This is a genomic window from uncultured Parabacteroides sp. (assembly GCF_905196875.1).
GTDB lineage: Bacteria > Bacteroidota > Bacteroidia > Bacteroidales > Tannerellaceae > Parabacteroides.
Window position 1 is genome coordinate 16,969 of sequence record NZ_CAJJWO010000049.1, and the last position, 22,642, is coordinate 39,610.

Consider the following 22,642-nt stretch of genomic DNA (forward strand, 5'->3'; position numbering starts at 1 on the left):
AAAGAAAGAGAATTGTAAGTAATAACGGCTTCTTTTAGTTTATTAACTAATATATTTAGTTTTAAAACTAAGTGTTTTAGTTACTTTGTCGCAAATAACAAAAATGATGAAGCGACTGACTGCAAAAGAAGAAGAGATCATGGGCTATTTCTGGGAGAAAGGCCCTTTGTTCGTGAAGCAACTGCTGGAATATTATGGGGACCCCAAGCCTCATTTCAATACCCTTTCCACCATTGTGCGTGGTTTGGAGGATAAAGGTTTCCTTTCCCATAACACGTTTGGCAATACGTATCAGTATTATGCTGCCGTAACAGAAGAGGAGTACAGTAACGGGACACTGAAGAATGTCATCGCTAAATATTTCAATAACTCTTATCTGGGGGTCGTCTCTTCCCTGATTAAAGAGGAGGAAATATCGGTGGATGAATTGCGGCAATTGCTGGATGAAGTGGAACAAGCCGATAAAAAGTAAAGTTATGGGAGACTTCTTTGTTTATATCCTTAAATCGTCTGTATGCCTGGCTGTATTTTATCTGTTTTACAGACTGTTGTTGAGCCGTGAAACATTTCACCGTTTTAACCGTGTATCCCTACTGGGGGTGATTATTCTTTCTGTTGTAATCCCTTTTATCCGTATAGTGACAGAAGAACCTGTCGTTATACAACGTCCGTTGCAGAATTTGGAATATCTTTTGCAAATGGCAGAAATGCAGGCGGATGTACAGGTTCCGACCGGGCAATCGGTCTGGCTTTCGTTATTGCTAGCGGTCTATCTGGGTGGTTGTATTTTCTTTTTTGTTCGTTTCCTTTATTCAACAATCCGTATTTTCAACCTGATCGGGATGGGAGAGAAGCAGGTGCTTCCCGGTGGATGTAAACTGGTAGTGACAGATAAAACCGTTTGTCCGTTCAGCTGGATGGGATACATTGTTATTTCCCGGAAAGATATGGAAGAAAGCGGCGAAGAGATATTGACACACGAACTGGCTCATATTCATGCCCGTCATTCCATCGATATGCTGGCCTGTACTTTTTGTGTGATACTTCAATGGTTCAATCCGGCTGTCTGGTTGTTGAAGCAGGAATTGCAGAACATTCATGAATACGAGGCCGATGAAAGTGTGATCAATCACGGTGTCGATGCGAAGAAATATCAACTATTATTAATAAAAAAAGCTGTTGGTTCACAGCGCTTCACTTCTATGGCCAACAGCTTTAATCACAGTAAACTAAAAAAACGAATTACTATGATGTTAAAACAAAAATCAAGTCCGTGGGCACGGTTGAAGTATCTGTATGTACTTCCGCTGACAGCTGTTGCAGTTATCGCTTTTGCCCGTCCTGAAATCTCCCGTGAATTGGAAAAGATTTCAAGTGCCAAAATTAGCGAAATAGTTCCGGTTAAGGAAGTTATCGAGCCTAAAAAAGTTGAACAGGTGACAAAGGTTGTTCCGGTTTCCCCGGTAGTAACCCTCGAATCTGTTAGAGAGGAAATCTCCGCACCGGTCCCGCAAGAGGTAAAAGTTGTCGGGAAGAAAGATGTAGCATCTGACGAAAAGCCTGAAACGACAACAGTACAGGAGGCTATGCAGAAACAATTGGATGATTTCTCGCAACAGGCAGAGTCGAGTATGCAGAAAGTTAGACAAAGAGTGGAAACATCTCGTTATCTGATCCTGATTGATAACGAAGTGTCTACTTACGACCAGTTGGATAAAGTTGCTCCGGAGAATATTTATAGCTACGGTATCAGCCCAAAAGATAAATGCGAGGATATATTGGCCAAATATAACGCTTCGGACAAGCTGGGATTGATTTCGGTAGTGACTAAGGTTGCTATCGCTTCCGGCAAGATGAAAGAAGATGAAGTCAAGGTTGTCGGTCATGGTTCGATGGGAAATCATTTGCCTGGAGATGTGAAAATCCATATTAGAGACGGGATAATAGGAAAGGAGAAGCCTCTCATCTTTATCGATGGTGTGGAACAGTTGGCTGATGATGCGCTGGATAAACTTGATCCGAACATGATTGAAAGCATATCGGTTATGAAAGATAATTCATCTATGGAGATATATGGAAAGAAAGGTGCGAATGGAGTTATTCTTGTGACGACCAAGAATGCTTCGGCAAAAAAAATGAAATTATGAAGACCTGTTTATATCAGGTGACCGTTGTTGCCTGCCTTCTCTTTGCCGCCTGCAATGAAAGGAGAATAACGGAAGGAGAGTTGACGGTAATTCCGGTAGAAGTTGCCTTCAATGCGCCGACAGAACTGAAGGCCTCTGACTGTTTCAAACAGATATCCTATATTCCACTGGAAACGAATGATAGCTGTTTAGTCGGACAATCACCTTCTGTTAAGATATTACATGATAAACTGCTGGTGACAACTGCACAGCAGCAAAGCTATTTGTTCGACAGGGAGACTGGACATTTCCTGACCTCGGTAGGACATGTCGGTAATGATCCGGAAGGATACAGTGATGTGCGGGGTTGTTGGCTGGATCATTTGAATAACCATATTTGTTTTCTAGGTTGGAATGAGAAACAGGTAATTTATAATGCGGATGGTTCGTATAGCGGCGAATTGAAAAATCCGGTTGAAGCAACAGTCTTTCCTGCTAATACAGTGATTAATTATCTGGATGAGAAAACGTTTGTTGCTCATTCCACTGCAGGGGGCGGCAATCCGGATCGAGTGATAGTTTTTCGTGACAGTATGATAATCGGTCAGTTTTTTCCTTCCGGTGTGGATACTGTCTCGTTTGGTATCGATCCGGCTGATATCGAAATGATCAGTGTCATGTTTAATAAAGGATTTGGTCCGGGTATGATCTTTATTTCCTATAAGAATGATAAGGCTGGAGCGTATCCGATGGGAGATGCTTTCTTCTGGCATCAGGGAAAAGATTTGTTCTTTAAGGAGCAATTCAATGATACGATTTATCAGGTGACAGCAGAAGCATTATTACCTGTCAGCTGTTTTGATCTGGGCTCCTATCATTGGGATGCGAAAGATCGTTTTGAGAAGGAGAAGAGTCATACTATTTATCCGACGGAGTTGTTGGAGGGGAAGGATGTTTTCATTTTCCGTTTTATTACAGATCTGCATAAGGAGCGAGTAATATATAATGCTTTCTATGATAAAAAGAGGGGGACTGTCAAAGTGTCGAAATACGATACAGCCTTCAATGATGATTTGAATGGTTTCTTACCATTACAACCCGAAACGGTTTCTCCGGATGGAGAGTTTGCCCAGATTGTTACGGCTGATCAGATCGTTTCGTGGTTTGAAGAGAATAATGATAAAACGGATTTGCCTGCTGAAATAGTTGCATTAAAAAAGGTAGGTGAGGAGGATAATCCGGTGGTGATGATAATGAAATGATGAACGGTTAATAAAAACAGAAGAGAGGGTAGTATTTTCGGGTACCCTCTCTTCTGTTTTTTTATTCTCTGACGATCTGATGGATCTGTACCGGAGTTTTACCGGCCGGGGTGATTATCAATGATGGCATATCTTCAAATGTCATCTTATTCAGTTTTATATAACCTACATATCCGCAATATAACATGTTGGTTTCTCCATCCTTATCGATACCTGAAATAGAAACCATACTTTCGTTATCGCCGGACAGGTAAAGTTCAATCTGTTTATTTACACCTTCGCATTTCACGCTCACCTGTTCGCCTGGTTTCAGTGTTTTGTATGTGCTTAAATTCAGGTCGTACATCATGAGTGTTTCGTCAATTTCGGGAGCTTCTTTTGTCTTAACGGAGAAAGAGGCTATTTTCAACTCCATCTGCTTACCTGAATTGTTGCGCATCCTGATAAAACGGGCTTTCGGATCGATCGTTTTAACAACGGCTTTTGTCTGGTCGGCAGGGATATCGGAAAGGGGTGTCCATGTTTTACCGTCAGCTGACCATTCGAAAATTCGTCCTTCCACGTTACTCTGCGGCATGTTGAACGTGAAAGAATCACCTTCCCGCTGGATTTCCCATCCCAAACCGATGTATTCGTTCGGTTCGACCTTTACCACTTCCAGCATTGGCACATAAGCGATCAGGTTTTCATCTTCCGACCAGGGTTGGTTCTTAAGTTGTCCGACATTCGTGATCGTGGAAGCGGTACTTACCCTGATCTCGTTGGATGGTGTATCGGCAGTAGAAAGCAAGTTACGACTTGTCTGCCTGTATAATCCTTCGATAAGCGGCATAAGAACTCTTGTACCTACTTTAACGCCTTTCTGATACGGGTTCTGATTGAAAGAACGATTGATCAATTTCATGCTGTCCATCACGGCAGAAACTTCCAGGAAGCGTTGCCAGGTGTTCTGACGGTCTTTTTCATACCAGGAGTGAGCCATGCGCAGGGCGTTTGATCCGCATCTGCCGAGCAGTTCGAATTGCATGAGCCAGGGGTTGATCTCTTCGATCAGCCGTTTGTTGTCTCCCTGGTTGTAGATTAGTTCCGGAGCTGCCTGGATTTGTGCGAACAGGGCGGCTAGCTGGTTGGCATCCCTTTCTCCGAAAGAACCGTTGCGGTAACCGGCGAGGAAGCGGTCGGCTTGTTTCTCGTAGCGAGCTGATTCTTCCCGGCGGTATAAATGGCCGTTAGGTCCCGGATCGCTGTTGTTCTCGCAGAAGGTCTTAAAGGCGATGGCGGCTTTGGGCATCAGGTATTCGCAGGCCTTTTCCCAGGCAAACTGCGGATCATAGCTATGGACATTCCAGCTATACATGGCAACACCGAATAAGGCTACTTTCGATGCTTCTGCCCGTTCCATCGGGTTGGCAACGAAACCTGACATGGCATTGGAAGCCTGTGTATCCAAACCGTAAGAAGGGCCCATCAGCAGATGGTCGCGGCAATAATCGCTTACCGGGAAGTTCCACCAGATATAGGCGGGGCGTTGGATGCGCTTGTTAACCCATTCAAGGCCTTCGAGTGTGATATCGTCTACTACCCGGTTTCCTGTCCACATAATTTGTACGGCCTGATCCAGTTGTTCTCCCAGAATATCGAGATAATCTGTTTTGGCCCATGAACGGTTATATTCTGTGGGGCACATGATGAGAGGCTGGATATCCTTTTTCTTTTCAATAAATTCCTTTTGGATAAAGTTCATCAAACCGGCTTGTTTGGCGGCGTTTGTTCCTTCACCGGAAATGTCGTCGAAGAATACGGCAAAAGCACGTACGCCCAGATCGTACATCTGTCCGAACTTGGTGATTACGTTGTTGCTGTCGGTAGCATTCCACTGGATATCCTGTCCGGGATGGATGGCCCAAACGAAGTCTACTTTGTTACGGGCAGCTTCGGCTGTCAGCTCTTTGATCTGGTTGGCTTCACTGGCAGGATACGGTTCGCGCCAGTTGGCACTGTGGAAAGGATCATCTTTCGGGCCATAGATATAGGTATTCATTTTAAACTGTCCGTAGAAACGCAACTGGTTGATACGGTCGGCATGGCTCCAGGGAGTACCGTAAAAGCCTTCCACTGTACCCCGGTGAAGAACATCCGGATAATCGGTAACGGTACAAAGGGGAAGTGTCCGTTTCCCTTCATCATTGTAGCTGATCAGTTGCTTCAGTGTTTGGGTAGCATAGAACAGGGAGCGTCCATCGACGATCTCGATGGTGATTTTCTTTTTAGAGATATCGAGGATGTAAGCGCCTGAACGTCCCATTTCTGGTGTTTTCGCTTTCAGCATCTTTATCTCCAGCGGAGAAGATTTGCCGGATTGGGCAAAAGGCAGTGTTTCTTTCAGCAATTTGACGGCATCTGCATCCGGATTGCTGATTCCCTGTAATGTATATCCCCCGACCGGTTTATATTGCTGGTTGGATATTACAATATGTTGCGGTTGCGGGTATAAGTCCGGATACTGGCTCTGGGCATCGCAAATCCCCGGAAGGCAACATAGTAACAGGGTAATGAGTAGATTAGATAGTTTTTGCATAGATCAACGGTTTTATAAATTAATTATGAGGGTAAAGGTATTAACATTCAGTTAAAAAACAAGGAAGGAACGACACTATTGTGTAAATAAAACCAGCACTACTGTGTCGATACTATTAACACTGTAGTGCTGGTACGATTAGGACTATAGTCCTGGTTGCGGATAACTACCGAAAGTATATTCGATAAGTTATAATGTCTCTATTTAGTTGATAGACAATAACAGAGTACGATTTGAAGCGTTTCCCCACTCGGTAAGCAGGTTGCGCAGGTTGGTGAATTGTGCAGGCGTATATAACTGGCTGTTCAGTTGCAGGCTGCGTTCCACCTCTGCGGTGTTACCGTTCTGTTTGACGGAGATAACTACTTTACCGGCTGCGTTCTCTATTGTCTTTACGGCTTCCGGTGTAGAAAGTTTCATTCCTTCCGGCAATTGAACGGTATATGTATAACGCTCGTTCGCTTTGCATGGCAACAGTAGATTGTCCTTGCGGCTGCTGTTCATCTGGCAGTAATAGCTGTGAGCCAGGCTGACGGGAGCATCTGGTAATGATACCATCACATAGCCATTATTGGCTTTCAGGTTCTGGGATGTCTTATAAGAGATCGTCGTGCCGTTCTGCGTTTTGGCTTCGGTGGCATCTTTGTCTCCACCAGCAAAGGTCGGCAGGTAAGAACCGTAATAAGGCAGGTAAGCATTACCGATCGTCGCACTCACCTGTGCATCTGCTTTTTCCGGAGAAACGGAAAGCGTTACCTTATAATCGATATCACCGGACGGTGTATTTACTGCTACCGGAGTTCCGGCATTTGTCAGGCTTATTACCGGAGTGATACCGTTCCAGCCGGCCATCTTGTTGGATGCAGGAGACATGACATATTGCTTTCCGTCTGCATTAGCAACAACCACTAATCCGCTTATGGCATTCAGTCCGTAACTGGCCGGATCGGCTTTTACGCGATAGATGGCAGCTGTTTCCGCTTTGATACCCGCTGCATTCAACAGGCCGTTCAGCAGGTTCGCCTTTTCGGCTTCCGTTCCGTAGGCTGAGTAGATCACATCGTTGGATGAACGTATCTTGTATCCGGCATCCGATAATGAAAGTCTGCTATAACCCAGGTTCTCATTTACATGTTTCAGGATAGCCTGTACTTTTTCCGTATCATTCTTTTTACCTTCCGTAATGTTTTCGGTAATAGCTGCCAGTTGTACATCAGTGGCGGGAGTGAATTGTGCATATAAGGCTTTCAGGGCATCGCCATTAGACGCGTAAGTAGAAGCTGTCAGGAAAGGAACATCGCCATTGGCAGCCGATACGAACGGGTCGCGGGAAGAAGCCGGAAGATTATTCAATTTCCAGGTAACGGTCTTCATGCCGTTGGCAGTAGAAACGCCAGGTTTTGCACTGTTATTCTGCAACGTGTAAAATAAAGGCTTGCTTTCGGGAGCCGACAGGCTGATGGTATATTCTTTTACCGGAGAAGTTTGCAACAGTTCGTCATAGATATCCAGTTCCGGCAGATAACCCGGTTTGGAAGTTAGTGTATAATCCAGATAAATGGTGGCACCCAGTTCTAGGCCGGTGTGTACAACAACCATTTCTTTCAGGTTGTTGTAGGCTGGTGCGTCGGCAGCAGTGCGCGGAAGAACTTCTACGAAGGCATTATCGGGAGTCTTTACGATATTTCCGTCTTTCTGTTTTGTATAAGAAGAATTGATCTTCAGTACCTGATACTCCGGATTGTAGACGATAAAGCTTTCGCCGTAAGTACCGTTCATGGCAGTATGTGTAAAGAGCGTAAGTTCCATACTGTAATGAAACTCCTGACTTCCGTCGGCATTCAGTGTATATGCTTTCGACAGCTTCTTATATTCGGCTTCCGATGCGGCGAATACAGATGCCGTAAGAGCCAGCAAGCAGATGAGCAGTGCGAATTTATTTATTATATTAGTCATTGTCTTTTACTTTTTAATAATTAGATAATCACCGAAACCTTTATGTGCATTAACTGCCGAACGGAAGCCATCCCAATCGCCGGCTTCGTATACGCGTTTCTTCAGTGCCAGTTTCTGGCTGATCGTTATCTTATCGCCATCCTGACGCAGTGTACCTTCAAAATCGGCTGCATCACTTTGTTTGTTGTCTTCTTTAGCATCGTTCAGCAAGGTATAACCTTTGGGAAGCTGAATGGTTTCGTTCAGTTCCACCAGGCGTGAGCACGCATCTTTGAAACCATACTGACGTTCTGCCAGGTCGGTATTGATACGCAGGTAACTCTTTACCTGGTTATACAGGTTGTTCATGACCATAGGTTTGAATACAAGTTCTTCTTTTCCGGGGATAGCATATTCAGGTATCTCGTAGCGGAATGTGATCTTGATAGGAGCAGCCTGGTAATCTTTCGGATCTTTACCGTAATCGACACTGATCAGTCGGGCTTTCGGAGAGACGTTCAGCAACTGGCTTTCGAGCATGTTCTTCCATTGTGATTGCCAGCCACGAGTGAACATACCACGGATATTGCTGTCTGATTGTCCTTCGGCTGTGATCGTAAATTGGCCGGTCAGTGTCCCTTTTGCATCCAGTTTATTATTTGCTTTGATGCGTAAGTAATGGTTTTCCGGAGCAGAAACCGGAGTCAGGCAAAGGTCTGAACCTTCGGGAACGCCCGGCAGATAGTTTTGTTGTTGCTCGGCACTGCTCCATAATTCGCGGCAGAAAGGAACCCAGGTCGGGTCGAGCGGCATATAAGTTCCACTGGATAATTTAACCACGGCCACGCAATGGTTGAAATGGTCGGCTGGAATACTTTCCACACGGCTACCTGCCATTGTCATAGCCGGATAGGCTTCAAAGCCAGCCATGCGGAGGAAGGAGATCAATGTGCCGGCAATGTCTTTACATACGCCGCAACGATCGGTATAGTTCATTTTTGTATTATGAAGAGTATAACCTTCGCCTTTTCCCATAGAGATACCGGAGTAGCGGATATTGTCGGCTACCCAGTGGGTGAGGACGGCTATCTTTTCCATCTCTGTCTTCTTTCCTTTGATAAGTTCATCCACTTTTTTCTGTGCTTCCGGTAGTGGAGCAAAGCTTCCGTAATCTTCGTTAACTTTGTTGAACCATAATGATTTATCCTGCCATTTGGGAGTGGACGACATCATCAGTTTAGGGGCTGCATCGAACAGGTCTACCATATTCGGTTCGCGTTTGGCCGGCATTACGTCGTTTGTCGAGAAGGTGTAGGCTTTCCGGCCGTCTTCATAGCGCATCGAGGAAGCGCAGTCTCCCTGATAGAACTGGAACTGCATTTCTTTCTCCATCGGGATAGAAACTTTATATACTTTACGAACCGTCGGTTCCGTAACCCAGAAAGGTACGATGTCGTAGAACTGCCCCCGCATAGGAGGGATGAAACGTGATTCGTCGTCGCCACCATCTGCCAACAGGGCGTAAGTAAAACCTTTCTTATCAATTTCGTATTCGATAATATCACCGGGATTGAGTTGGCCTACTTCCAGCATGATCTGGCGGGCCCCCCAATAGATGGCACGAGCAGGAGCAGCATAGTCGCAGGCCTGGGTAACATCCAGATTGATCACGTCGCCATTGGCACGATACACCGTGGCTCTCTTGAACTGTGCAAAAGCAGTCAGCGGATCGTAATCGTATTTGATGATGCGGTTACTGACTGCCCCCTGCGGAGTCTGGATCTTGATCGTCTTGCAGACAGAGAATGAACCGGAACCGGTTGGTTGCACGGTCACAGATGTACTGTCCAGCAGGTTTACGCAATCGTATCCGGCATAGACTTCCGGCTTCTGAAGCGTCGGATCCGGTGCAAACCGGCAACTTTCTCCACTCTGTCCGTAGGCGGACGAGAGGGCTAGAAATGATAATACGGTAAGTGTAAAATACCTCATAAGTATAGTGTTTTTAAATGATAATCAGATTAGCTTTGCCGCTAATAAGCGACAGGCTTTCCGGTCTGTTTTACCACTGCCGGTAAGTGGGATGGCGTCTACCTCCCGGATATATTTGGGCTGTTGGTATTTGGGCAGGAGAGAGGCTATCTGATCCGGTAGCTTTTCTGTATCTGCCGTCTTTTCCACCAATAGCACGATGGCTTCTCCTAATCCGGGATGTGGGACGGTCGTTATCGCAAAGGTAGTAGAAATAATTGAACGCAGTGTTTCTTCTACACATTCAATTTGAACTTTAATACCTCCGGTGTTAACGATATTATCTTTTCTTCCCAGGATGGTGAATGTTCCGTCCGGGTGTATTTGCGCTATATCGTTTGTTTCCAAAGTGTCATCACAAACCAGTGGTGCCTGGATGATTAGTGTTTCTTCCGGTGATAAAGAGAGCTTAACAGATGGAAAAGGCGTGTAAGCCGATGATGCATCCGAACCATTCAATTTACGCAGGGCGATGTGAGACAGTGTTTCTGTCATGCCATAAGTCGAATAGATTTCGTTCGGTAGTTGTCGTATTTCGTCTTCCAGTTCTTTATGGATAGCTCCGCCGCCTATGATCAGTATTTCTGTCTGGCAAAGTCGCTCTTTTTCTTCTGCTACTTGAAGGGTATTGTAAACCTGTAATGGGATCATTGCCGCAAAGCGAAGTGGCAACGTAACATCTGCCAACGGATGTCCGGAAGGTGTCCGCAGGATAAGGTTCAGTCCGGCAACCAATGCCCGTACAACAACCATCTTTCCGGCTATATATTGCAAAGGCATACATAGCAGAGCATTATCTCCCTTCTGCAGATGAAGGAATGAGCAGGTCAGTGCTGCACTTTGCATCATCTGCTCTTTGCGGACGGTAAATTCTTTCGGGGTACCGGTAGAGCCGGAAGTATGTACGGTGATATAGGGTGATTCGTTAAACCAGTCAACCAGGAATTTGTATAAATCACGGCGTATCTCCGGTGCATCGGCAGGAAGTTTAGCCATCAAATCCTGAATATTACCTGCATTGCAAACCGTCCCGTCTTCCAACTGTAACAGCTGTTTGCTTCGATCTGTTATGGAATGTGACATCCTCTCTGCCTCCTCCCGAGAGGAAAATGAGTTACTTTCCGGATCATACCAAAGGCAATCCTGACGAATGGAAAGGGGCATTTCTACATTATCTGTAAATAGTGCACCAGTGCCAAGTCCTTGCGGTAGCGGGTTATTAAAAGTAGCGCACCATTGTGCAATCGCATTTAATCCGATATTTGACTCTAAGGCCGAAGTGATCCACCAGCCGATCTTTTGTCTTTCGGCCTCGTCGATCCATTCCTGTCCGCCACTTATGCCGCCATGCAGCGAGGGTTTCAGAATAATATATTGTGGACGAATGGCTGACAGAAGTTCCTTTTTCCCTTGCAATGTGTTGATTCCGATCAACTCTTCATCTAAAGCGATCGGCAACGGTGTTTCAGCCGTAAGTCGTGCCATTTTTTCCCATTGTCCGGCGCGGATAGGTTGTTCGATGGAATGCAGGTCTAATTCGGCTAGCCGGTGTAGTTTCTCTAACGCATCAGTGGGAGAGAAGGCACCGTTTGCATCTACGCGCAACTCGATCTCTTTGGCAGAGAAATGCGCACGAATATGTTTTAAAAGGGTTAACTCTTCTTCGAAGTTGATGGCGCCGATCTTCAACTTGATACATCGAAATCCTGATTGCATCTTGGTTTCGATCTGTTCCAGCATTTTTTTATAATCGCCCATCCAGATAAGACCGTTAATAGGAATGCCTCTTTCTCCTCGCGAAAAAGAAGTATCCCATAAAGCGAAATTATTCGTATGAAAATGCCTGAAAGCTGTTTCCAGTCCGAATAGAATAGAAGGATATGGACGGAGAGCTTCTGTATCGGGGTAGCCGATGATTTCTGTCCGGCCACAAATATCTGCCAGCAAACGTTCATAATCCGGTACATCATCACAACTTAGTTTGGGTAAGGGTGCACATTCGCCAATACCGTATCGTTCGGGTGCTTCATCGGAAGTCAGAATTAAATACCAGCTTTTACGTGTCGTATAGGTTCCACGGGAGGTTCCTGCGGGTTGTTTGAAATGTAATACTTTAGGTATAATTTGTATATGATAGGACATTGTTGTTGACAGTTAACATATAACAGTTGGCAAGTAGCAGGCTGCAGTACTTTATAATCAACTGTAAACTGTTACTTGTCAACTGTCAACTGATTATGGGAATTTAGGATAATCTTCAAACCGTGGGCGGCGTTTTTCAAGGAATGCCTTACCGCCTTCCTGAGCTTCGTCTGTCATGTAATAAAGCATGGTTGCATCACCGGCCAGTTCCTGTATACCGGCTTGTCCGTCCAGTTCTGCATTCAGACCGGCTTTGATCATGCGGAGGGCGAGTGGGCTATGCATCATCATGGTTTCAGACCATTCCACGTATTCGTCTTCCAGTTTGTCCAAGGGGACAACTTTATTTACCAGTCCCATATCTAGTGCTTCCTGTGCATTGTATTTCCGGCAAAGGAACCAGATTTCGCGTGCTTTCTTCTGTCCCACGATACGGGCCAGGTAAGAGGAACCGAAACCGGCATCGAAACTACCTACGCGAGGGCCTGTCTGTCCGAAGATCGCATTCTCGGAAGCAATTGTCAGGTCGCAAACCACATGCAGCACATGACCGCCACCGATAGCAAAACCGTTGACTGCCGCGATAACCGGTTTTGGCATCGAACGGATCTGTTTTTGTACATCGAGTACATTCAGACGAGCAACGCCGTCTTTACCGATATAACCGCCATGACCTTTCACATTCATATCGCCACCCGCACAGAAAGCCGTATCACCGGCTCCTGTCAATACGATTACGCAGATATCCGGATTTTCGCGGCAGATATATAGCGCGTCGCTCATTTCAGTGGTTGTAGTAGGAGTGAAGGCATTGCGATAACGTTCGCGATTAATCGTGATGCGGGCAATCCCTTTATAGAAATCGAATAGAATATCTTCATATTCCTTTATAGTTGTCCATTCTCTTGTAGTTGACATGATAAATAATTATTTAATTTGACAATTTGCCAATGTGCCAATGAAAGTAACTCCTGATTGGCATATTAGCACATTTACTTATTAGCTTATTATTTTAGTTGATGATAATACTCTTTCAGTAGACGAACATCTTCGTCTTTATCTGTGAAAACTTCCATCAGTACCGGTTGATTGATGGGGTTGGGATCCGTAAAGATCTTCATAGACTCTTCAAGTTCTTTCCCGTTGTGTACACCCTGATAAAGGAAACCGCGTTCGGTTGCCCAGCCTTGTGCTGATGTTTTATGCGTAGCGGTTACGTAGCGGTGTGTCTTTTCCGACATGGATAAACCGGGTAAGGCTTGGAAGATTTCGCCCCCGCCATTGTTCAGCAGCAGGATACGAAGGTTGCAGCCGAAGTTACTATTCCAAAGCGCATTCATATCATAGAAGAAACTAAGGTCGCCTATTGCGACAAAGTTCAGTTTATCCGATGCTACGGCATAACCGATTGCCGTGGAGAGAGAGCCTTCGATGCCGCTCGTTCCCCGGTTACAACACACTTCAACCTCTTCCGGTAAAGTAAATAATTGTGCATAACGAACTGTCGAGCTATTTCCCAGATGCAAGGCGGAGGGAGTGGGCAGCGATTTTATCAAAGCACCGATAGCGGCCATTTCGGAATAAGCGAACTCCGGTTCCGGCAGGTTTCTGGTATTGTTTTCCCATACACGTGGAAACTCGCTTGTTTTATTCTCCAGCAGATAAGCGATCTTTTCAAGGAATTCGAACGGGTCCATCTCGATAACAGTAGTCATCGAACCATACAGGTCGGCTATCTCGCCATCGGCCGAAACATGCCAATGCTCTTTAGGCGGGTTTTCGCGAAGGAATTTCTTCAGGCGCTTGGATACGATATGTCCCCCATAGGTGATGACCAGTTCGGGAACCATCTTGTCGAGTGTATCTTTCGGTAAAGCATAAATTGCAGCATCGAAGTTCTTTACAGGGATACCGGGTATCGTCTTATTGCCTGTATGTTCGGTCAGCCAGGTGAAATGCTTATAAAGCAATTTCGATATCTTCTTTTCAAACAGATAGATCAGGCTCATCTGACCGACAACGATCATGCGTTTGTTGTATTTGTTCAGTCGTTCGATCAGCGTATTATATTCTCTGTCGTATACATTTAATCCCTGATAACGCGTGATAACGCGCACTTCCGGTAACTCTGTCGTTGTAAACCGGAACAACGGTTCGGATATCGGGATATTGATATGTACCGGTCCTTTTCCATGATGGTTCAGTTCCAGCAATGCTTCGTTTACTAAACGATTGCAATACCATTCGTCTTCATCTGTATGTATCTCCGGCAGGTTAACCGACTTCTTTACCAGTGAACCGAATACACCCGGTTGCGGTAGTGTCTGGCCATCCATTTGTCCTATCCAGGCGGCGGGACGGTCTGCAGAAATGACTACCAGAGGTACTTGCTGATAAAAAGCTTCCGCCACAGCCGGATGTATGTTAAGCAGAGCTGTTCCTGAAGTGCAGCAGACAGCGGCAGGTTTTCCTCCATGCAAGGCCAGTCCGAGTGCAAAGAATCCGGCACTCCGTTCATCGGTAACGGAATAACAGGAAAAGGATGGATGATTTGCCAATGTATGAACGATCGGAGAATTACGGCTTCCCGGGCACAATACGACTTTACTGATGTTATGCTCTTTCAGCAGAGCAACGAGTTGAAGAATATTCTTTTTATCTGAATACATATCAAATTCTCATATTGGAGTTTATGTGCAAAAGTAACCATAATATCTGATTTAATGACAAGGATACCTATCAAATCGACATTGGTAGTGTTGTCCGATAGTCGACCTTGCAAACATCAGAAGTAGTGTGTTATATTAATGCCTTCATCGTTTGTAGCTTGTCTTCCGTTTCCTGCCATTCGTCGCTTAGCTCCGACGACGAGAGTAGCCCACCACCGGCATAAAGTGTGAGTATGCTGTCTTCGATATGCATGCAGCGCAGGTTTACATACAGGTCAGTTCTACCTTCCGGATTTAGCCAGCCGATAAAACCTGAATAATAGCGGCGGTCGTACCCTTCGTTGTTCAAGATAAAGCGATAAGCCTCCTCTTTAGGTAATCCGCAAACGGCAGGAGTAGGGTGCAGCAAGTTTAATAGGTCGCCTAACTTTTTGTTTTCACTCAGAACGAATCTGAAATCGCTTTTCAGATGACATAAAGCCCCGGCGCGTGCCGGATAAGGGCCTTCCATCGTCGAGTCGATACCCAGGGAACTGAGCTGGTCGTATATATAATTGGAAACCAACAATTGCTCCCTCTTATTCTTATCGCTCCAATGTGCCGGCAGTTCGCCGTTCTGGAGCGGTTGTGTTCCGGCCAGGGCCACTGTGTGCCATTCTCCTTTTTCTCCGGAGAGGATGATTTCGGGTGTTCCACCCAACCATGTTCCTGTTTGAGGAGTATGACAGAGGTAGACGTAAGAACGGATGTACTGTTTACAGGCTTTGTAAAAAGCCTTTGCAGGAGAAAAGCCGGCTTCCCTGTCCAGTGTCAGACTGCGCGAAAGAACCAGTTTGTCCAACGTTTTCTCCTGCAAAGGTTTTATGAATGAATTGAAGCAACGGATATAATTGTCTTTTGTCTTTCTATCGGATGTATTTTCAGTTTCATTCGGATGAAATTCCAGATCCATTGGGATGAATTCTTTTTTACTGCTATCCGGTAACTCGGAATAATCAGGCCGTATCAATACGATCGGACATTCCCGGCTCACCTTGAACGGAGCAATAACGAACCCTTGTTGTTCATTCAGATCCTCTATATTATAAAACAGACGGACAGAACCGGAGGCTTGCATCGCGAACCGTGGAGCTTCTTCCCCCGGTATACGATAGATTGCAAAACTACGGCCCTGCCTGATCAGTGAGTCAATTGTCTTGTATTTACTTGTTTCTTCTGAAATCATTTTTTCTTTAATATACTATTCACTACACGTATGGAAGATACCAGTTTGTCGGTAGAGGTAAACACATCTACATTCCATACATGCGAAGAGCGGCCTTTATGGATGATCGTTCCGACGGCACGTACCGTATCGCCTTCATGAGCCGACGACATGTGGTTGCCGCTAACCTGCATTCCTACGACGATCTCGTCCGGCTTGGCCAGTATCATGGAACCGAGTCCGGCAACAGTTTCTGCCAGTGCTAGGGTTGCGCCTCCGTGCAGGATACCGAAAGGCTGGCGGGTACGTTCGTCTACCGGCATGGTTGCTTCCACACGGTCTTCAGAGGCATAGGTATACTGAATACCTAAATTACCCATCAACGCATGTTTGGCACGCATGTTCAACTGGTCGAGGGGAACTTCCGTCGGTTTGATAGCGGCCAGGATTGCAGTCTCGATAGCAACGGCTACTCCATCCATATCGTTCGACAGGGTGGTGAAGTCCGCACAAACTTTTACCGAGTCGCGTGCATTCCCCATCGCAACACTGGTTCCAGCCAGTTGCAGCATAGGAACGTCGGCGATACCGTCACCGATGGCAACTACCTCTTCGGTCGTGATTTTCAGTTTCTCCATCAGAACAGCCAGCGTATTGCCTTTGTTGATGAACTGGGGAACTACTTCGAGGAAGAAGTCTTCCGTGCGGTAGACATCCAGCACACCGTTGAGCCGTTTCTTCCAATGGTTTTCCAATCCGACCAGTTCTGCTTCGTCGTCGCTGGCCAGTACGCATTTACATGGACTGAAGTCGACCGCTTCCGGGAAATTATCGACACCGATCACCCGCATATTGTTCAATGCGGCTTCTTCCTGTACATGCCGGTTTTCCGGTTTATCTGTCAGAATAAAGTCTTTATGATATGTGAAGATGGCAAAGTTGTTCTTCTTCGCTTTTTTATCCAGGTAAGCCAGCATTTCCGGGTCGATACGTTTCTCGAAAAACAATTCTCCGGTTTGAACGTTGATGATCTGTCCCCCGTTATACGAGAGGATAAAACCGCCGTAATGATCCAATTCCAGAGCCTTAGCCAGCGGCATGACCCCATTGGTCGGTCGGCCGGATGCCAATACAATATGTACTCCCATTTGCTGAACTTTCAGTAGGGCAGCAAGGGTACGGGCTGTTATCTCTTTTTCGCTGTTGAGTAATGTCCCGTCTACGTCTAAAACCAATAATTTGTACTTCATGGGCTTGCTGTTTTTGTTTAGAACACAAATATACACATTTAACGCTTACACTTTCATCAAATCTTCGATGAAATGTGCTACCCCGTCTTCATCATTCGTATAAGTCGTGACCTTGTCTGCATTCGCTTTTACCGGAGGCTGGGCGTTTGCCATGGCTACTCCCAGGCCGGCAAACTGTATCATTGTGAGGTCATTAAAACCGTCGCCTATGGCTATGACTTCTTCCTGTTTTATGTGTATGCGTTCCAACAGCCGTTGTAAGGATGCAGCTTTATCTATCCCTTTGGGAACAACTTCCAGATAAAAAGCTTCCGAACGATAGACGTTGAGACGAGAACCTAACTCCTGGCGTAACTTTTCTTCCAGTGGAACCAGATCTTCCGGTTCGCCTACGATCAGGCATTTGTCGGCGGGAAGTTGCAGGTCTCGAAGAAAGTTATCCGTTTCTTTGATCTTCATTTTGGTAAGAAACGACTCGTATTTTACATACTTGTCGTCTGTATTCTCTGTCAGGATATATTTCCCGTTATAAGAGAGGATGGTCAGACCGGCTTCGTACGAACGTTGATACAATAACGGCATTACATCCGGTGGCAACGCCTGTTCATAAAATATTTTGTCTGTTTTTACTTCGATCACTTTACCTCCGTTGAAAGAGAGGATAAAACCCCCGAACCGTTCCATTTCCAACGTCTTTGTCAGGGGAACGATACCATAAGTAGGACGTCCGGATGCAAGAACAAGGTGAAGGCCTTGTTCTTGTGCTTTAATCAGGACTTCCCGGGTGTAAGGAGTGATCTCTTTTTTACTGTTTGTCAGTGTTCCGTCCAGGTCGAGGACCAATAGCTTATATTTCATATCTTATTATTTATTGGGATCACATGGCCGTGGGCAGTGATGTATTTGTATAACTCTCTGTAAAAAGTATGTTTTGTTAAAGTGGAAGCATCTCCCAGAATGACCAACTTCATTCGTGCACGGGTGATGGCAACGTTCATGCGGCGCAAATCGTTCAGAAATCCGATACTACCCTGATCGTTGGCACGTACAAGGCTGATCATGATGACATCGCGTTCCTGTCCCTGAAAACCGTCTACTGTGTGTACGGTGATCAATTTGCGGAACGGTTTGAAAAAGGCGTTTCGTTTGATCAGCCCGCGGATATATTGTACCTGTGATTTATAGGGAGAGATCAGTCCGAAATCGATACTCTCGTCCAGAACTCGTTCTTTGGTGATCTTTTCAATGTAGGCTTGCAGTTGTTCTACTAAAAGAACTGCTTCCTGCTTATTGATGCGGCTCATACTTTCGGACAACTGGTCTTCATCGAAATCGCAATCGGCCGTGTCGAACCAGACGACGGGCGTATCATACGTCAGGATACCGCGATGGCAGACTTCCGGTGCGGCTTTCAATTCATCCCGATAAAACCAGTGGGATGAAAAGCGCATGATATCCTCATGCATCCGGTATTGTATTTTGAGTAATGACACTGTCTCAGGCTTGTTGATCGCCACTTTCTGCATTAAAGTATGATCCAGTCCTCCGCGTGCCGCTTCTATACATTTGATGGTAGGAGGGAGCTGGTGATGGTCGCCGGCCAGGATAACCCGGTCTGCTTTACCGATCGCAATCCAACAGGCAGCTTCCAAGGCCTGTGCCGCTTCGTCAATGAAAAGGGTGGTGAAAGTATGATTAGTCAGGACCCGGTTGGCGGAACCGACCAATGTGCAGGCAATAACACGGGCTTCGCTGAAAAGGTCGGTATCTATTTGTACCTCCAGTTCGGTGGCCCGGAAACGCAGGCGGGAAAGACGGTTGCGTGCCGTCTCCTTTTCGCTATGGCTCTTCTTGCGGAAAGACGATTGTATCTCGCGGATTGCTTTGCGGATACCCCACAGTTCGGAGAAATCCGGATGCGACTCGAAACGACGTTCGTAAGTGAAGGAAAGCATTTTATCGTTTACTCGTGTCGGATTACCGATGCGAAGAACATTGATACCCCGGTCTACCAGTTTTTCGGATATCCAGTCTACTGCCGTATTACTCTGTGCACAGACCATCACCTGGTTTTCCCTGTGCAGTGTCTCGTAGATGGCTTCCACCAATGTCGTCGTTTTCCCTGTTCCGGGAGGGCCATGTACGATAGATACTTCTTTTGCTGCCAGTACATGATTGACAGCTTCCTCCTGAGTCGTGTTCAGCCAGGGGAAGCGAACGGGAAACAACTTCCTTTGGCTGGCAGGTGTTTTTCCCAGTAATACATCCCGTAAATGGGCCAACTGGTTATTTTTCGCTTTCATTGCACCGGACAGTGCACTGAACATCGTCTTATAACTTGTTTCATCAAAATAGAGCTGAACGCCCAGCTCACTGTTCACATCTTGCAGGTCGAATAGGGCGGAAGGTGTTGGAAGAACGACAACCATCCGGTCGTCCTGCACATAGCTGATGATGCCGGAGAAATTCAGATAACGCGGACTGCCGGTTCCATTGGTAGTAAAGAAACAGACCGGCCGGCCGTATTCAAAATTATGTTCTATCTCTTTATCGTCCCTGCGTTCGATTTCAATGACGAGTTGGTCGAGGGAATTATAATAGCTTTTACCGGGGATAACAGGATACCAGCAAAGTCCCTGTTGTATTTTGCGGTGAATGCCCACCCGTTCGGACTGCTGCCTATATGTTTCTTTCTCATATTCATACTCCATTTGAAGGAGATCATATTGGCGTTGCAGATCTGCAGATGGAGTCTGGATTTGATTTGTCATTCATTCTTTGTTTAACTGGGCGCAAACTTACATAAAAAAATGGAATTGAATAGGGGTTTTCTCCTTTCCGTTGTCATAAAGTCAAAAGAAGGATTATATTAATAAATAATGTAGTGTAGACAGAAACAATGAAGCTATGAGAAACGTAATTTTATCCCTGATAATCTCTTTACTGATCCTGCCGGGTTGCGGATCGATGAAGAATATGAGCCGCGAAGACCGGGCCGGCTTTGGTGCACAGATAGGATCTTTTGTCGGGTGGCTTTTCGGAGGATTGATAGGAGAAGTTATCAATGATGAACGGGGCGGCGAAATAGGTTCGTTTATCGGAACGGCTGTCGGTGGTGTTGCCGGAGCTTCTATTGCAGCAAGTACGGATGACGAAATAAGAACCGAACAGAGAAGGCCGGGTAAATACACAGCCTCTTCTCATTCTCTTTTACCCGATTTGCATATTGAAGATATTCTTCTGGTTGAAGACAGTATTACCTGTAATCAGAAGATCGATGCCGGAGAAACCTGTCATATATCATTTGTAATCGTGAATAACAGTTTTCAGGATGCTTTGGATGTGATACCCATTGTAAAAGTAGAGAAAGGCGAACATCTGGAATTATCCGATCCGGTGAAAATCCCCCGTGTCTCTTACGACGATAGCGTCACTTATGAAGTCACAGTATATGCATCCCCCGAATTGCAAACAGGCGAAGCTATTTTCAGTGTACGTTTGGAAGAAGGGCGTGGTAATGGCACGGAAACCGAAACTTTTACTGCATCCTGTTCAGGATCTTCGGAAACTGTATTGTGAAAAAAAAGTAGGAGGGAAACTTCTAATTCGTTTTCCTCCTACTCGCTGTCGACGTAATAAAATTTACTTATCCTTATTCAGTTTTTCAAGCAATGCTTTTCCCGGTCTGAACTTTACGCTGATACGCGGTGGTATCATACACGATTCTCCTGTCCGGGGATTACGTCCTTCTCGCGGAGCTTGTTTCCAAATGGATAAAGTGCCGAAGTTCTGAATGATCAGGTCGTTCTCCTTTGTCAGTTCTTCCGAAATAATATCCAGGGCTGTATTCAGTAAGATCATACACTGATATCTGGGTATATTCAACCGTTGAGCCCATTCATTTATGAAATCACCTTTATTCATTCCTTTATGGAGCTGCTTCCGTTATTACTTTTATTACAATCTGGCTGTTATCGATCTTATTTACGATTGTTATTTCACCATCCGTCTGTGCTGTTGTAGGAGCATCGCCGGTGATTGAGCCGATAATAACTGTTTGTTTGCTACCGTCAGCTAATGTTGAAACGCTAGACCTTTGAGATAACCAGGTTGTTCCCCCGGTAACCGACGTCGTTACTCCTTCCGGTGACACAACATTCAGTTTGAATTGGTTATCTGCAACTGCCTCCAGTGATACTTTCGGCTTACCTGCATTTCCGGTCGGATCGAAGGTGTTTTTTGTATTCCCCATATTATTGAAATCATCTGCTTTCAATGCCGTTATAGCCGCATCTTTCAGGATCACCTTTATGCTGGTTTCTGTCTTAGTGAGATCGGATATAAACTTCACGGTTCCCTCGGTATTGGCAGACTGTGCTGCTCCCAGTGTTAATGTAAAGTCAGATTCTACGGCTGTCTTGGGAGTGGCATTCGCACTCAGCCAGGTTACACCGGTATTGCTGAAAGAGATTGCGGTTGTTTCACCTCTGTCTTCTGCAACGGCGTGGAATTGGATAGTCTGATCTTTTATATTATAAAGAGTAGCAGTCTTTGTTTTTGCATCATAGGTATTATAATTGTCTTCCTGTGATACAAAGCTGATAACCGGTCCTTGGGTGGCTACGACAACGATCTCCTTACGTTTACCGCTCGCCGGGTTTATCAACTGGATAGTAACCGGCAGTAGCGGATCTCCGCTGTTCAAAGCAGACTCGACTGTCTTGTAAGTGTATTTAGTAGTCATAGAAGCTGCTTTTGTGCGGGCATCTTCATCGACAACCAGCCATTGGGCGGAACCGGTCTTGTAGATCAGCTTTTCTTCCAATACGCTGTTGGACCCCATTTCAAACGCAATCTTGCTGTCGGCGGCAGGCATCAACGAAATGCTTCCGTCAGTAAGGACATAAGCTCCTTTCGAGGCATCTGCATCTGTTATCAGAGTGACAGGAGCATCTTTGTCGAAATCATTGTTCTTATCCGGATTATATTCGTCGATATGTTCCTGATCGTCCCAGTCGGCTACATTCAGCGTGAAATCCAGATGATAGGTATCGGCTTTCGTGATGGCAATCGTGTAACGGTGGTTGGGGGCAACTTCAATATAACTTCCGACATTTTCACCGTTGACAGTCTGCTGGAAGGGAACCTGATAGGTTACTTCCTGTGTTTCTGTCTTGTTGACGGCGTATTCCCCTTTCAGTATCAGGTATCCATGGTCGGCAGTCGGACTGGGCCAACTGTAGAAAGCTCCCTTGGTCAGGCTGGCTGCTGTTGTCTGGGTCGCTTTGTCTAAAGGACGATCCGGGTAGGTGATCAAGTCGTTTCCCAGAGTTTTGATCGGGAAGAAGCTGCTTCCGTCTTGTCCGTTTCCCATCGAAATACTTGTAATGGTAAATTTGGACAGGCTCGCATCGTTCACGATATCGAAACGGGCTACCATACGGG

Annotated in this window: 15 protein-coding genes and 2 pseudogenes; 4 read left to right on the top strand and 13 right to left on the bottom strand. The window is 45.7% G+C overall.

Features of this window, described 5'->3' with window-relative positions; translation table 11 throughout:
- Nucleotides 1-106 precede the first annotated feature (106 nt).
- From QZ076_RS15340 to QZ076_RS15350, 3 genes are read left to right on the top strand one after another with little or no spacing between them, the layout of a single operon-like run.
- Nucleotides 107-472, top strand: coding sequence for a BlaI/MecI/CopY family transcriptional regulator (locus QZ076_RS15340; RefSeq protein WP_293714528.1), 366 nt, complete (start codon nt 107-109; stop codon nt 470-472).
- Nucleotides 473-476: 4 nt separating this feature from the next.
- Complete coding sequence (locus tag QZ076_RS15345; protein WP_293714530.1) at nt 477-2,147, top strand: M56 family metallopeptidase; 1,671 nt, start codon at nt 477-479, stop codon at nt 2,145-2,147.
- On the top strand, nt 2,144-3,388 hold the full coding sequence (locus QZ076_RS15350) for a DUF4934 domain-containing protein (protein ID WP_293714532.1): 1,245 nt from the start codon (nt 2,144-2,146) through the stop codon (nt 3,386-3,388). The genes QZ076_RS15345 and QZ076_RS15350 overlap by 4 nt, the downstream gene beginning before the upstream one ends.
- 61 nt (nt 3,389-3,449) lie before the next feature.
- On the opposite strand, the gene QZ076_RS15355 is transcribed toward QZ076_RS15350, so the two are convergent.
- The 11 genes and pseudogenes from QZ076_RS15355 to QZ076_RS15405 form a co-directional block, all read right to left on the bottom strand.
- Nucleotides 3,450-5,966, bottom strand: coding sequence for a beta-N-acetylglucosaminidase domain-containing protein (locus QZ076_RS15355; RefSeq protein WP_293714534.1), 2,517 nt, complete (start codon nt 5,964-5,966; stop codon nt 3,450-3,452).
- A 204-nt stretch (nt 5,967-6,170) separates the two neighbouring features.
- A complete protein-coding gene (locus QZ076_RS15360; RefSeq protein WP_293714536.1) occupies nt 6,171-7,922 on the bottom strand; it encodes a DUF3857 domain-containing protein in 1,752 nt (583 codons plus the stop codon).
- Between the two features lie 6 nt (nt 7,923-7,928).
- Nucleotides 7,929-9,893: a DUF3857 domain-containing protein gene (locus QZ076_RS15365; protein WP_293714538.1), complete on the bottom strand. Its 1,965-nt coding sequence runs from the start codon at nt 9,891-9,893 to the stop codon at nt 7,929-7,931.
- A 24-nt stretch (nt 9,894-9,917) separates the two neighbouring features.
- Nucleotides 9,918-11,015 (bottom strand): AMP-binding protein, encoded by a 1,098-nt coding sequence (locus QZ076_RS15370; protein ID WP_293714556.1) that lies wholly within the window; start codon nt 11,013-11,015, stop codon nt 9,918-9,920.
- Between the two features lie 45 nt (nt 11,016-11,060).
- Nucleotides 11,061-12,074, bottom strand: a pseudogene (locus tag QZ076_RS15375) (o-succinylbenzoate synthase); the annotation flags it as partial.
- 93 nt (nt 12,075-12,167) lie between these two features.
- The gene (gene menB, locus QZ076_RS15380) at nt 12,168-12,992 is read right to left on the bottom strand and encodes a 1,4-dihydroxy-2-naphthoyl-CoA synthase (RefSeq protein ID WP_293714540.1); all 825 of its coding nucleotides are present in this window, start codon (nt 12,990-12,992) and stop codon (nt 12,168-12,170) included.
- Nucleotides 12,993-13,081: 89 nt separating this feature from the next.
- Nucleotides 13,082-14,743, bottom strand: coding sequence for a 2-succinyl-5-enolpyruvyl-6-hydroxy-3-cyclohexene-1-carboxylic-acid synthase (gene menD / locus QZ076_RS15385; RefSeq protein ID WP_293714542.1), 1,662 nt, complete (start codon nt 14,741-14,743; stop codon nt 13,082-13,084).
- A 130-nt stretch (nt 14,744-14,873) separates the two neighbouring features.
- Nucleotides 14,874-15,968, bottom strand: coding sequence for an isochorismate synthase (locus tag QZ076_RS15390; protein ID WP_293714544.1), 1,095 nt, complete (start codon nt 15,966-15,968; stop codon nt 14,874-14,876).
- Complete coding sequence (locus tag QZ076_RS15395) at nt 15,965-17,197, bottom strand: Cof-type HAD-IIB family hydrolase (protein WP_293714546.1); 1,233 nt, start codon at nt 17,195-17,197, stop codon at nt 15,965-15,967. The genes QZ076_RS15390 and QZ076_RS15395 overlap by 4 nt, the downstream gene beginning before the upstream one ends.
- Nucleotides 17,198-17,242: 45 nt before the next feature.
- Nucleotides 17,243-18,055, bottom strand: a complete 813-nt coding sequence (locus QZ076_RS15400) for a Cof-type HAD-IIB family hydrolase (protein WP_293714548.1) — start codon at nt 18,053-18,055, stop codon at nt 17,243-17,245.
- On the bottom strand, nt 18,052-19,968 hold the full coding sequence (locus QZ076_RS15405; RefSeq protein ID WP_293714550.1) for an AAA domain-containing protein: 1,917 nt from the start codon (nt 19,966-19,968) through the stop codon (nt 18,052-18,054). Before QZ076_RS15405 ends, QZ076_RS15400 begins: the two co-directional genes overlap by 4 nt.
- A gap of 136 nt (nt 19,969-20,104) precedes the next feature.
- On the opposite strand from QZ076_RS15405, the gene QZ076_RS15410 reads away from it, so the two are divergent.
- Complete coding sequence (locus QZ076_RS15410; RefSeq protein ID WP_293714552.1) at nt 20,105-20,776, top strand: glycine zipper family protein; 672 nt, start codon at nt 20,105-20,107, stop codon at nt 20,774-20,776.
- A 63-nt stretch (nt 20,777-20,839) separates the two neighbouring features.
- On the opposite strand, the gene QZ076_RS15415 is transcribed toward QZ076_RS15410, so the two are convergent.
- Together QZ076_RS15415 and QZ076_RS15420 are read right to left on the bottom strand one after the other, a co-directional pair.
- Entirely contained in the window at nt 20,840-21,121 is a 282-nt protein-coding gene (locus QZ076_RS15415; RefSeq protein ID WP_293714554.1) for an HU family DNA-binding protein, read from the bottom strand.
- A gap of 4 nt (nt 21,122-21,125) precedes the next feature.
- Nucleotides 21,126-22,642 (bottom strand): annotated as a pseudogene (locus QZ076_RS15420) (hypothetical protein); the annotation flags it as partial.

Bases quoted from the DNA above. Each gene is read 5' to 3' on its own strand.
- QZ076_RS15400 (WP_293714548.1), bottom strand. From the start codon at position 18,055: ATGAAATATAAGCTATTGGTCCTCGACCTGGACGGAACACTGACAAAC.
- QZ076_RS15360 (WP_293714536.1), bottom strand. From the start codon at position 7,922: ATGACTAATATAATAAATAAATTCGCACTGCTCATCTGCTTGCTGGCT.
- QZ076_RS15345 (WP_293714530.1), top strand. From the start codon at position 477: ATGGGAGACTTCTTTGTTTATATCCTTAAATCGTCTGTATGCCTGGCT.
- QZ076_RS15410 (WP_293714552.1), top strand. From the start codon at position 20,105: ATGAGAAACGTAATTTTATCCCTGATAATCTCTTTACTGATCCTGCCG.
- QZ076_RS15395 (WP_293714546.1), bottom strand. From the start codon at position 17,197: ATGAAGTACAAATTATTGGTTTTAGACGTAGACGGGACATTACTCAAC.
- QZ076_RS15415 (WP_293714554.1), bottom strand. From the start codon at position 21,121: ATGAATAAAGGTGATTTCATAAATGAATGGGCTCAACGGTTGAATATA.
- QZ076_RS15390 (WP_293714544.1), bottom strand. From the start codon at position 15,968: ATGATTTCAGAAGAAACAAGTAAATACAAGACAATTGACTCACTGATC.
- QZ076_RS15405 (WP_293714550.1), bottom strand. From the start codon at position 19,968: ATGACAAATCAAATCCAGACTCCATCTGCAGATCTGCAACGCCAATAT.
- menD (WP_293714542.1), bottom strand. From the start codon at position 14,743: ATGTATTCAGATAAAAAGAATATTCTTCAACTCGTTGCTCTGCTGAAA.
- QZ076_RS15355 (WP_293714534.1), bottom strand. From the start codon at position 5,966: ATGCAAAAACTATCTAATCTACTCATTACCCTGTTACTATGTTGCCTT.
- QZ076_RS15340 (WP_293714528.1), top strand. From the start codon at position 107: ATGAAGCGACTGACTGCAAAAGAAGAAGAGATCATGGGCTATTTCTGG.
- QZ076_RS15350 (WP_293714532.1), top strand. From the start codon at position 2,144: ATGAAGACCTGTTTATATCAGGTGACCGTTGTTGCCTGCCTTCTCTTT.
- QZ076_RS15365 (WP_293714538.1), bottom strand. From the start codon at position 9,893: ATGAGGTATTTTACACTTACCGTATTATCATTTCTAGCCCTCTCGTCC.
- QZ076_RS15370 (WP_293714556.1), bottom strand. From the start codon at position 11,015: ATGTCACATTCCATAACAGATCGAAGCAAACAGCTGTTACAGTTGGAA.
- menB (WP_293714540.1), bottom strand. From the start codon at position 12,992: ATGTCAACTACAAGAGAATGGACAACTATAAAGGAATATGAAGATATT.